This window comes from Stenotrophomonas maltophilia group sp. RNC7 (assembly GCF_030910085.1).
GTDB classification, from domain to species: domain Bacteria; phylum Pseudomonadota; class Gammaproteobacteria; order Xanthomonadales; family Xanthomonadaceae; genus Stenotrophomonas; species Stenotrophomonas sepilia.
The window spans coordinates 1-10,820 of sequence record NZ_JAVFVN010000364.1; the positions used below are offsets into that span (position 1 = coordinate 1).

Annotated in this window: 9 protein-coding genes and 1 rRNA gene; 3 read left to right on the forward strand and 7 right to left on the reverse strand. The window is 67.1% G+C overall.

What is annotated here, in order from left to right:
• Window positions 1-241: 241 nt before the first annotated feature.
• The 4 genes from RCF13_RS06440 to RCF13_RS06455 form a co-directional block, all read right to left on the reverse strand.
• Complete coding sequence (locus RCF13_RS06440; RefSeq protein ID WP_134969259.1) at window positions 242-1,315, reverse strand: AAA family ATPase; 1,074 nt, start codon at window positions 1,313-1,315, stop codon at window positions 242-244.
• A complete protein-coding gene (pnuC, locus tag RCF13_RS06445; protein WP_061480368.1) occupies window positions 1,302-1,901 on the reverse strand; it encodes a nicotinamide riboside transporter PnuC in 600 nt (199 codons plus the stop codon). Before pnuC ends, RCF13_RS06440 begins: the two co-directional genes overlap by 14 nt.
• A gap of 70 nt (window positions 1,902-1,971) precedes the next feature.
• Window positions 1,972-2,418, reverse strand: coding sequence for a hypothetical protein (locus RCF13_RS06450; RefSeq protein ID WP_134969258.1), 447 nt, complete (start codon window positions 2,416-2,418; stop codon window positions 1,972-1,974).
• 143 nt (window positions 2,419-2,561) lie between these two features.
• Window positions 2,562-3,989, reverse strand: coding sequence for an outer membrane protein transport protein (locus RCF13_RS06455; protein ID WP_308140967.1), 1,428 nt, complete (start codon window positions 3,987-3,989; stop codon window positions 2,562-2,564).
• A gap of 227 nt (window positions 3,990-4,216) precedes the next feature.
• Here RCF13_RS06455 and RCF13_RS06460 point away from each other — a divergent pair, with 227 nt between their 5' ends.
• Window positions 4,217-4,909 carry a rhomboid family intramembrane serine protease gene (locus RCF13_RS06460; RefSeq protein WP_005414994.1) on the forward strand — a complete coding sequence of 231 codons (693 nt, stop codon included), beginning with the start codon at window positions 4,217-4,219 and terminating at the stop codon, window positions 4,907-4,909.
• A gap of 60 nt (window positions 4,910-4,969) precedes the next feature.
• On the opposite strand, the gene RCF13_RS06465 is transcribed toward RCF13_RS06460, so the two are convergent.
• Complete coding sequence (locus tag RCF13_RS06465) at window positions 4,970-6,430, reverse strand: S41 family peptidase (RefSeq protein WP_134969257.1); 1,461 nt, start codon at window positions 6,428-6,430, stop codon at window positions 4,970-4,972.
• Between the two features lie 108 nt (window positions 6,431-6,538).
• Window positions 6,539-7,837, reverse strand: coding sequence for a peptidoglycan DD-metalloendopeptidase family protein (locus tag RCF13_RS06470; protein WP_111201303.1), 1,299 nt, complete (start codon window positions 7,835-7,837; stop codon window positions 6,539-6,541).
• 95 nt (window positions 7,838-7,932) lie between these two features.
• Here RCF13_RS06470 and RCF13_RS06475 point away from each other — a divergent pair, with 95 nt between their 5' ends.
• Together RCF13_RS06475 and RCF13_RS06480 are read left to right on the forward strand one after the other, a co-directional pair.
• Window positions 7,933-8,595 (forward strand): hypothetical protein, encoded by a 663-nt coding sequence (locus RCF13_RS06475; RefSeq protein WP_134969460.1) that lies wholly within the window; start codon window positions 7,933-7,935, stop codon window positions 8,593-8,595.
• Between the two features lie 86 nt (window positions 8,596-8,681).
• The gene (locus RCF13_RS06480; RefSeq protein WP_134969461.1) at window positions 8,682-10,391 is read left to right on the forward strand and encodes a M28 family metallopeptidase; all 1,710 of its coding nucleotides are present in this window, start codon (window positions 8,682-8,684) and stop codon (window positions 10,389-10,391) included.
• Window positions 10,392-10,707: 316 nt separating this feature from the next.
• On the opposite strand, the gene rrf is transcribed toward RCF13_RS06480, so the two are convergent.
• Window positions 10,708-10,820 (reverse strand): 5S ribosomal RNA (rrf, locus tag RCF13_RS06485); the annotation flags it as partial.

The window sequence follows — 10,820 nt, forward strand, 5'->3', positions numbered from 1 at the left end:
AAGCGCGCACCGCGCGCGTGCAGGGCGAGCTGGCGAAGCGTGCGGACAACCGGTTCAGTGTCGCCCTGCCTCTGTAGCGCCGGCCCCAAGCTCGGCTGCGCCCCGCAAGCCGAGCGTGGGGTCGGCGCGCCACGAAACCAAAAACAAGAAACCCCGCTAATGCGGGTTTTCTTGTGTTTTGCTTCCTGTAGCGCCGAGCCCACGCTCGGCTTTCCTGGCGCAGCCGAGCATGGGCTCGCCGCTACAGAGGCAGGGCGACACTGAACCGGTTGTCCGCACGCTTCGCCAGCTCGCCCTGCACGCGCGCGGTGCGCGCTTCCAGATCGCCCTCCAGCAGCACGTATTCGACGCCCCGCGCCTGCAGCTCGCGCACGTACCACGCATGCTGCTGCGCCCGGAAGGCTTCGCCCACCCGAGTGCCGTCCTGATCGAAAGGGATATCCGGCGCACACAGGAACAGCAGGTCATATGGCCGCAATGCAGCCTGCCGCAGTGCCTCCGGCGCCGTACCAGACATCCAGCCGCTGTAGCCCAGCGTCACCAGCGGCGTGGTATCGCAGAACAGCCAGCGATGCGCCCGCCGCGCAGCCTTGTCTTCATGCTGCGGCTGGGTCATTGCGATGCGAAGCAGATCGTCCGGCATCAGGTCGCCCCCCTGCTGCTCCCAGAGCGTGCGGCCATACTCCGGTACCCAGGCGGTCTGCAGGCGCTCGGCCATCACCCGCGCCAGCGTGGTCTTGCCACTGGACTCGCCGCCAATGAAGGCCACGCGCTGCACGTATCCGGCGTACACCTCCGGTGCGAGACCATGGCGGTGCGCATGCGGATCGGCGCGCAGCTGGGTGCCGCACGCCTGCCCGACGTCCAATGCGCGTTCGAGCCGCTCATGGCGTACCGGCCCACCGAAGTGCGTGGCCAGCGCCTGCGCGAAGCCGTCACCGTAGTCCTCGCCGGTGAATACCGCCTGCACCGGGCCACCGAACAGGTGCTGGCACAGCCAGGCGGTGAACTCGCGCTGCACTTGCTCGTTGTCGCTGTCGTGCGGCAACACGCGTGGCGGCACGCCATGTTCGGCACACAGCGCTGCCAACCGCGCATCATCCAGCACCGCCACCGTTGCCCGGGGGAAGCGCGCACGCAACCAGCGCTCGCGGCGAGCAGCGCTGTAGCCGGCAAAGCCTGGCTGTGACCAGCCGATCACCAGCAACTGCCGGCAGCGCGTGGCGGCGAAGTCGATCAGGCGTTCGTGGCCGAGGTGCAGCGGGCAGAACTTGCCCACCACCAACCCCCGCGCGACGCGCTCAGGCGGCGGCATCGGCTGCCTTGGCCTCGGTCCGCATCAGATGGCGCCAATGGCGCAGGGCGACCAGCGCGTTTATCCAGAAACCGATGTAGAGGATCGAGGTCAGATGCAGGCCACGGCTGTAGTACAGCGGCACTGCCACGGTGTTCACCAGCAGCCACACCCACCACGATTCCAGCTTGCGCCGCATCATCAGGATCTGCGCGATCACGCTCAGCACCAGCACCGCCGAATCGATGTAAGGCGCATAGGCGTTGGTCAGTCGGGTCAGCATCCAGCCGTAGCCGAACGTGGCCACCACCGCCAGCGGCGCCAGCCAGGCCCATGCACGCGGCCGCAGCGCAGTGATCGGCAGCGGCGCGCCATGGTCGCCGCGCAGCCACTGCCACCAGCCCAGTACGCTGATGGCGATGAAGAAGAACTGCAGCACCATGTCCGCATACAGGTGCGAGCGCTCGAACACGGCCGCAAACAATGCGCAGCCGACGATGCCCAGCCACCAGGTGTGCACGTTGTTGCGACCAGCCAGCAGGATCGAGCCGGCGACGGCGATGTTGGCGGCCAGCTCCAGCTGGAAGTTCGGGTCGGACAGGTTCATCGCACCATTGTCGCGTAGATCCACGCCCTGCGTCGTCGGTCCAATAGATCCACAGCACGCGTGGATGGAATCAAGGCCGCGCGCGCACCAACAACCGCTGTCTCTCTCCGCTTCCCCAACGTCCTGGCTGCAGGCCGGCTGAAGAGAGCAACGGCGCAAGCCAGTCAGGCGGAACGATGTCCCAGATCACGCCATCGAACGGATGCGGCCATGGGGTTCCCTGAGGATTCGGCGAATGCAGGAACAACGCACTCTGACCGGTATCCGGCGCCAGCGTCACCCAACACTGCACATGCTCCCGCTCGCTCGACACAACCCGTTCAAGCAGCCGCAGGAGCCCTGCGGCAACGGCGGAGCGATCACTGATATGGCGATTGCCGCGCCCCATCCAGTCAAGATGCGTGTGCCAGTAGTCGAACCATTCCGACTCCAGCACGCGATCCAGAGTCGCGTTCGCCTTGGCCTCTTCCCGAGCCCAGTATCGGATCATCCGCTTCTGGTAGCGACGATCAACCATTTTGTATTCGCCTGCACTGCGTAAATCCCGGCAAGGTGGCAGGCACTCCCAATAAAGTCACGAGCCGGAAGCGTCATCCATGCATAAAAAAAGGCCCCGCCTGCGCGGGGCCCTCCGTGTCCTGCTTCAGGCAATCGCCCGAATCAGAACTTGTACTGCATCGACGCCGCCAGCACGTCGCCGCTCACCTTGTACTTGCCGGTCACGGTGTTGGCAGTGGCCGAGGTCGAGGTGATGTTCGGATCCTTGGTGAACAGGTGGGTGTAACCCACGCTGTATTCCATCTTGTCCGAAGCGGCGTAGGTCAGGCCCAGCGACAGCCACTTGCGGGTGGTGTCCGGCACGGTCACGTCACGGTGGGCGTCGGTGGTCGGGGTCTGGTCGTAGGCCAGGCCGCCACGCAGGGTCAGCTTGTCGTTCACGCGGAAATCGGTACCGATCGACGCGAAGGTGGTGTCGCGGTAGTGGAACGGCAGCACGCTGTCCGGCTGGTTGGAGTCATAGTCGACGGTGACCTGGTCGAACTTGCTCCACGCCGTGCGCGTGACCTCGGCCATGATCTGCCACTGGTCGTTCACGCGGTGGGTGAAGCCCATGGTGGCGCTGGCCGGCAGGGTGATGGTGGCGCGGCCGTTGCTGTCGATGAAGGTACCCGGGGCGGCAGTAGCCAGGAAGGCGGCAGCGTTCTGCGGGATGGTGAAGTCGGCCTTGCCGTCGGTGATCTTGTGCTCGACCTTCGAGCGGTAGCTGAAGGCGATGTTGGTGCCTTCCACCGGGGTGACCGTCATGCCCAGGGTGTAGCCGACCGACACTTCGTCGCCCTTGATGCGCAGGTAGCCATCGGCGGTGCCCGGCGAGAAGCCGAGCTGGGCGGCCTGGCGTGCAGCGGCCTGCGACGCCGCCGCAGCCTGGGCTGCGGTGCCGCCTGCAGCCAGCACACGCGCCGCAGCGGTGCGCTGGGCCGTTGCGTTGATCGCGGTGCCGGTGTCGACAGCGCTGGTCAGGTCGACGTTCAGGCGCTCAGCGAACACCGAAGCACCGAACGACAGGTACGGGTTGACGTCATAGGAGAACGCCACGCCCAGGTCGATCGCCTGCAGCTCGGTCTTGACGCCATTGTAGCGGCCGACCCAGTCGCGGTCGTATTCGGTCTTGAAGCCGAACGGCACGGTCAGCGACGCACCGAAGTGCATGTTGTCGTTCTCGCCGAACGGCACGTGGAAGTACGCGGCCGGAACCGGGGCGATCATGCCGGCGTCGCCGCCGTTGCCACCGGAAATCGGCGCGCCGTTGCCGTACTGGCCCTGGCCGCGGAACTTGGCGCCGAAGCTGATGGCGCTGACGTCGCCCTGGACCAGGGTGCCGTCGAGCAGGCGCATGGAGGCCGGGTTGGTGGCGATGACCGAGGCGTCACCTTCGGTCGAGGTGGAGCCGGCGAACGCGCGGCCCAGGCCCTTGGCGCTGTTTTCCTTCAGCTGGAAGGCGGCAGCATTGGCATCGGCGGCGGCCAGCGCACCGGCAACGCCGACGGCCAGCAGGGTCAGTCGGGCAATGGTGGAAGCAGTTTGCATCGTAGTTCTCTCTCTCCGGTAAGCGGTGATGGTGCTCTGAGTGCGCCTGCGCCCGCCGGGTCCTGGGACCCATCGGAGCGCGCCGGATTCCCCTCCCGACATACGACGCCGTATGCGAGTATTACCCAGAGCTGTTAATGAAACAATAACAGCGCAGGCGGTTTTTTCGTCTCAAAAGCTGAACAGGACCGTCCCCACTGAAAGTGGCCGCACGCTAGGCTATTGGCATGTTCGTCTCGCTCCCGTCCCGCAAGAAGGCGGCCCTGCGCTGGGCCACGCCCGTGCTGTTCGCGTCATTGTGGCTGGCGTTCCTGTGGTCGATCTCGCGTCCGGACGATGCCCGCGGCAGCCTCTGGCTGGACTGGGGCGCCCTGTCCACCGGCCTGACCCGCCCGCTGGACTGGTGGGCGACGCTGCAGGACGGCAGCGTGCTGCGCCTGTTCACCGCCCTGTTCCTGCACGCCGACTGGTCACACCTGCTGGGCAACCTGGTGTTCCTGCTGATCTTCGGCCTGCCCGCCGAGCGGGTGCTGGGGCCGTGGCGGCTGCTGCTGCTGTTCCTGGTCGGCGGCGCAGTGTCGAACCTGGTCGCGATCTACACCATGGGCAGCCCGGACCAGATCATCATCGGCGCCAGCGGCGCGGTGTCGGCCCTGATCGGTGCGTATCTGGCCCTGTTCCCAGGCGCGCGGCTGGGCGTGGTGATCCCGCTCGGCCTGTTCCTGGAGTTCGTGCGCGCCCCGGCGTACCTGCTGATCGGCGTCTGGGCGGCGCTGCAGGTGGTGTTCGCCCACATCGGCCCCAGCTTCGGCATGGTGGCCTGGTGGGCGCACATCGGCGGCTTCGTGTTCGGCGTGGTGTACGGGGTCTATGTACGCGCCGCGATCGCGCGCCGCCTGCGCAAGCGGCACGGCTTCTGATCCAGGTAGAGCCGGCCGCTGGCCGGCTCCACGCTCACCCGCTCGTTCGTAGACCAGGAATCAAGGCTTGGCCGGCACAGGAGCGGGCTTGGCTTCCGGCGTGCTGTCTGCCTTCGGTTCGACCTTCGGCTCCGGCTTGGCTTCGGGCTTCGCCGCAGCGGCCTTCGCGGGCTTGGCGGCATCCGCCTTCGCGGCTTCGGCCTTCAACCGTGCGGCCACCGAGCCCGGGTTCTTCAGCTCGGCCAGCGCGTCGTTGATCGGGCCGTCGCCCGGCAGCACCGCACCGGCGTGGTAGCCCTCGGTGCCTTCGTCGTCGCCGCGCAGATGGCCCGGCAGTGTCGCTTCGCTGTAATCGCTCAGGCTGGCCGGCAGGGCATCCTCCGCCGACGTAGCGGCGGGCTTCAACTCAACATCCGGCACGATGCCGGTGGCCTGGATCGACTTGCCGCTGGGCGTGTAATAGCGCGCGGTGGTCAGCTTCACCGAATCGCCGTTGTCCAGCGGCAGCACGGTCTGCACCGAGCCCTTGCCGAAGGTGCGGCTGCCCACCACGCGGGCGCGCTTGTTGTCGCGCAGCGCGCCAGCCAGCACTTCCGAGGCGCTGGCCGAACCGGCATCGGCCAGCACCACCACCGGTGCGCCCTTCAGCAGGTCGCCCGGGGTCGCGTCGAACCGGGCATCGCTGATGCTGATGCGGCCGCGGGTGCTGACGATGTTGCCCTTGTCGAGCAGATCGTCGGCCACCTGCACCGCAGCGGTCAGCAGGCCACCCGGGTTGCTGCGCAGATCCAGCACCAGGCCCTTGAGCTGGCCACCGGACTGCTTCTGCAGCTGCTGCACGTGCTTCTGGAAGTCCGAGCCAGTATCGGCCTGGAAGGTGCTCAGGCGGATATAGCCATAGCCCGGCTCGAGCAGGCGGCTGCGCACGCTGGTCACGCGGATGGTCTGGCGGGTCAGGCTGACATCGAACGGCTTCGGCTTGCCGTCACGCACGATGGTCAGCACCACCTTGCTGCCGGCCGGGCCGCGCAGCGGTTCACTCGCATCGATCGCGCTGATCGGCTTGCCGTCGATGGCAATGATCAAATCGCCGGCAAGGATGCCGGCCTTGGCTGCCGGCGTGTCGTCGATCGGCGCGATCACCTTCATGCTGGCGTTGTCCGGCTGCTGCTGCAGCTCCACGCCGATGCCCTCGTAGGCACCGTTGGCCTGCTCGTCGAAGGCCTGCGCGTCTTCCTTGTTGAAGTAGGTGCTGTGCGGATCAAGGTCGAGCAGCAGGCCACGCACGGCTGACTGCATCAGCTTCTTGTCATCGACCGGGTCGACATAGGCGGCGCGCACCGCGTTGTACACGGCCACGAAACGGCGGATTTCCTCCAGCGGCACCTTCGAGGTCACCGCCTCCTCGCTGTTCGCTGCCTGCCCGCTGGTTTCCTGGCTCGGGGCGGGCGCGGTCTGCTGCGCCCAGGACAGCGCTGGCAACAGGGCCAGCAAGAGGGTGGCGGTACGGGCTGCGCGCATGGATCACTCCTGTCGACGGTGGCATGGTGCCCAAGGCACATGCACCGATTATGCGCGAAGCACAGCTAAATTCCCGTTGAATCCGGCCCGCATCCGGCGGGCCGGGATTCAGCGCCGCTGCAGCCAGCTGTCCGGGTTGACCGGCTGCCCGCCACGGCGCAGCTCGAAGTACAGCGCGGTGACGCCCTGGCCGCCGGAATTGCCGACCTTGGCCACGGCATCGCCGCGGCTGACCCGCGCGCCAGCATCCTTCAGCAGGGTGTCGTTATGCGCGTAAAGGCTCATGTAGCCGTTGCCGTGGTCGACGATCAGGATCATGCCGTAGCCGGTCATCCAGTCGGAGAACACCACGGTGCCATCGGCCACGGCCGTGACCGTGCTGCCGGCTGGCGCGCCGATCAGCACACCGCTGCTGGTGCGCCCATCGGGCAGCTTGCCGCCATAGCGGGCCAGCAGGTTGCCGGACAACGGCCAACCCAGGCCGCCGACCTTCGGCGCCGGTGCCGACGCCACCGCAGGTGGAACCTTGGTGGGCGGCGGTGGACGGCCCTGCGCGGCGGCCTGACGTGCGGCGCGCTCGGCAGCGGCTTTCTCGGCGGCGGCCCGGCGTGCAGCGGCGCGCCGCTCGGCTTCGGCCCGCGCGGCAGCGGCACGCAGGTTGGCCAGCAGCGTTTCCAGTGCCTTGGCGTCCTGGCCCAGTGCCTGTTCCTTCTCGCGCTGGTCCTTGAAGCGCTCTTCCAGCGAGGCAACGGTCTTTGCGCGATCGCGGCGGTCCGCTTCCAGGGCGGCTGCCTGCTGTTTCTGGTCCTGCTGCGTCCCCTGCAGCTTCTGCTTGCGCTCGGCGATCTGCGCCTGCAGCGCTTCCAGTTCCTTCAGGTCGGCGGTCAGCGTGGTGATCCGCTGCGCACGCTCGCGCTGCAGGTAGCGATGGTAGGCCAGGGCGCGGTTGGCATCGGCCACCGTGTCCTGCGACAGCAGCAGCTTCAGCGGTGCGTGGTTGCCCAGCTGATACGCCGCGCGCAACAGCCCGGCCAGTTCGCGGTGCTGCTGGGCCAGGTTGCCCTGCAGCGTGCTGCGGCGCTGCTCGGCTTCGGCCAGGGCGCGGCCCTGCTCGCGCAGCGCGGCTTCCGTCTGCGCAAGGGCACGGCCGGTGCGGGCGACCTTCTCGTCGGCCTCGCGCAGCTGCCGCGATGCCTGCCCGCGCTGGCCCTCGATCTGCCGTCGCTCCTGCGCCACGCCCTTCAGTTCGGTACGCAGTTTCTGCAGCTTGCGCTCGGTCTCGCGGGTGGTCTGCGCACCACTGGGCAGCGGCAGGGCCAGCGCCAACGCCAGCCCCAGCAGCAGGCAGCGACCGCCGCGGGCAGCGGCGATGTGATGTCGGCGTGATGGGAAGGCATTGTCGCGCAAGGGCTTTCCAGTGACTTCAGGCAGTTGCGGGGGCTACCGGGGAATGGTGACATCTCCGCACGCGGCCTGCCAGCCGCACATCCATCGAGGTCGCCATGAAAACTCTTTCCATTCCGCTGCTGTTGGGCGTACTGCTGGCCACCGGGCCGGTCTGTGCGCAGGAGAACATCAGCAAGGTCAACGGCAGCATCAGCGCCGAACCCGGTCAACGCTATGGCAAGCTGGACACCGTCAACGGCGGCATCCGCGTCGGCGAGGGCGTCGAGACCGGCAGCATCGACACCGTCAACGGCGGGGTGAAGGTCGCCGACCGCGCCCGCACCGGCAAGATCGAAACGGTCAACGGCGGTGTGCGCCTGGGGCGCGAAGTGATTGCCAGCGGCGGTGTCAGCACGGTCAATGGCAGCATCTTCAGCGATCGCGGCAGCCAGATCGAAGGCGGCGTCGAGACCGTCAACGGCGGCATCGGCCTGGTCGAGAGCCGCGTCGGCAAGGATGTGGAGACCGTCAATGGTGACATCACCGTCGGTATCGGTTCGCAGGTCAGCGGCGGTGTGCATGTGCGCAAGCCGAACTTCAGTGTCTCGCTGACCGCCAGCCGCAAGCCGCGCGTGATCATCGGCCCGAATGCGGTGGTCACCGGCCCCCTGCAGTTCGAACGCGAAGTGGTGCTGTACGTGCATCGCTCCGCTCGCATCGGCCCGGTGACCGGCGCCGAGCCAATCCCGTTCGACACCGATACCGCCCCGGCGGACTGAACCCGCCGGACCTGCCGGTTCGGTAATACTCACTGTTACCGGTCGCGCATCAGGTGCGGCCGCCCTTTGTTCTCCAGGAATCGACGATGCCCCGCAAACTCCTCCTGTGCCTGGCCGCCGCGGCCGCGCTCAGTGCCTGCAAAGGCGAAAACACGCCCGCCGCCGCGCCGGCCACCGACACCCCTGCGGCGAAGCCGGCCGCCCATTCGTTCTCCCCGGAGATCAATGCCGGCGACTTCGCCGAGATGGTCAAGACGCTGGCCTCGGATGAGTTCGAAGGCCGCGCGCCGGGCAGCAAGGGCGAAGAGCTGACGGTCAACTACATCCGCGACCAGATGCAGCGCATCGGCCTGCAGCCCGGCAACGGCGACAGCTGGTTCCAGGATGTGCCGATGACCGAGACCACGGCCGACGAATCGACCGTGCTGAAGATCACCCAGGGCGGCAAGACCACCGAGCTGAAGTTCGGCACCGACATGGTGGTGGGTACCCGCACCGGCCAGGCCGAGGTAAAGGTCGATGCCAGCGACCTGGTGTTCGTTGGCTATGGCGTCGATGCGCCGGAGCAGAAGTGGAACGATTACGCCGGCCAGGACTGGAAAGGCAAGACGGTCGTCATGTTCGTCAACGACCCGGGCTTCCACGTCGAGGACGAGAAGCTGTTCGACGGCAAACGCATGACCTACTACGGCCGCTGGACCTACAAGTTCGAGGAAGCCGCCCGCAAGGGCGCCGCTGCTGCACTGATCGTGCACGACACCGCCGGCGCCTCCTACGGCTGGGACGTGGTGAAGAACTCCTGGGCGGGCCCGCAGTACGACCTGCCGGCCAAGGATGACCCGGAAGCGCGTATCCCGGTGCAGGGCTGGCTGAGCGCCGACGCGGCCAAGGCACTGTTCGCCGGTGCCGGCCTGGACCTGGCGCAGGCCTACAAGGACGCCAGCAAGCGCAGTTTCAAGCCGGTGCCGCTGAAGGCCACCGCTGCGGTCGACCTGAAGAGCCAGATCGCACAGAAGCAGTCGCGCAACGTGGTGGGTGTGCTGCCGGGCAGCAAGCGCGCTGACGAGGCGGTGCTGTACATGGCGCACTGGGATCACCTGGGCAAGCATGAGGGCGAGACCGGCGACAACATCTACAACGGCGCCGTCGATAATGCGACCGGCGTCGCCGGTATTCTCGAAGTGGCCGAAGCCATGGCCCACCAGGACCCGAAGCCGGAGCGTTCGGTGGTGTTCCTGGCCGTGACCCTGGAAGAATCCGGCCTGCTGGGTTCGAAGTACTACGTCGCCCATCCGACCTTCCCGCTGGACAAGATCGCCGGTGTGATCAACATCGATGCGATGTCGGTGGCCGGCCGTGCCAAGGACGTGACCGTCACCGGCTTCGGCAGCTCGGAGCTGGAGGACATCCTCAAGCCGTTGGCCGCCGCCCAGGACCGTACGCTGCACGGTGAGACCTCGGTACAAAGCGGCTTCTACTTCCGCTCGGATCACTTCAACTTCGCCAAGGCCGGTGTGCCGGCCCTGTACGCCGATGGCGGCGAGGACCTGCGCGAGGGTGGCGTGGAAGCGGGCCGCAAGGCCGCGGCGGACTACGGCGCCAACCGCTACCATGGCCCGAAGGACGAGTTCGACGCGGCCACCTGGAAACTGGATGGCGCCGTCGAAGACCTGCAGCTGATGTACGGCGTGGGCAAGGAACTGGCCGGTGGTGATCGTTGGCCGAACTGGTATGCAGGCAACCCGTTCAAGGCGGCCCGCGACGCGATGATGAAGGACAAGGCTTCGGCCAAGTAAAGTCGGGCCATGCTCGACTGAGGACTGCTGAGAGCAGAGCGGCGCCCCACGGGGCGCCGCTTTTCTTTTGCATACCGTCGGCGGCAGATCCACGATTGGTGTGGATCTGCCGGTAGTGCCGGCCGCTGGCCGGCAATCGATTCGTAGCGGCCAACCTTGGTTGGCGCCATGCTTCCTCGCAGAGGGCATCCACGCAGGGCGTGGATCTAGCGGGCGATGTAACGCCATCGGGTTGCCGGCAAGCGGCCGGCACTACCTGTATTCCTGCGCCCAAAGAAAAACCCCGCTGCGCGAGCAGCGGGGTTTTGGGTGTAAACCCTGGCGATGACCTACTCTCGCATGGCTTGAGCCACACTACCATCGGCGCAGCTGCGTTTCACTTCCGAGTTCGGGATGGGATCGGGTGGTTCCACAGCGCTAATTTCACCA

What these genes read in the sequence shown, in the direction of transcription:
- RCF13_RS06475 (WP_134969460.1), top strand. Translation starts at nt 7,933, where the DNA reads ATGAAAACTCTTTCCATTCCGCTGCTGTTGGGCGTACTGCTGGCCACC.
- RCF13_RS06465 (WP_134969257.1), bottom strand. Translation starts at nt 6,430, where the DNA reads ATGCGCGCAGCCCGTACCGCCACCCTCTTGCTGGCCCTGTTGCCAGCG.
- RCF13_RS06460 (WP_005414994.1), top strand. Translation starts at nt 4,217, where the DNA reads ATGTTCGTCTCGCTCCCGTCCCGCAAGAAGGCGGCCCTGCGCTGGGCC.
- RCF13_RS06440 (WP_134969259.1), bottom strand. Translation starts at nt 1,315, where the DNA reads ATGCCGCCGCCTGAGCGCGTCGCGCGGGGGTTGGTGGTGGGCAAGTTC.
- RCF13_RS06450 (WP_134969258.1), bottom strand. Translation starts at nt 2,418, where the DNA reads ATGGTTGATCGTCGCTACCAGAAGCGGATGATCCGATACTGGGCTCGG.
- RCF13_RS06455 (WP_308140967.1), bottom strand. Translation starts at nt 3,989, where the DNA reads ATGCAAACTGCTTCCACCATTGCCCGACTGACCCTGCTGGCCGTCGGC.
- pnuC (WP_061480368.1), bottom strand. Translation starts at nt 1,901, where the DNA reads ATGAACCTGTCCGACCCGAACTTCCAGCTGGAGCTGGCCGCCAACATC.
- RCF13_RS06480 (WP_134969461.1), top strand. Translation starts at nt 8,682, where the DNA reads ATGCCCCGCAAACTCCTCCTGTGCCTGGCCGCCGCGGCCGCGCTCAGT.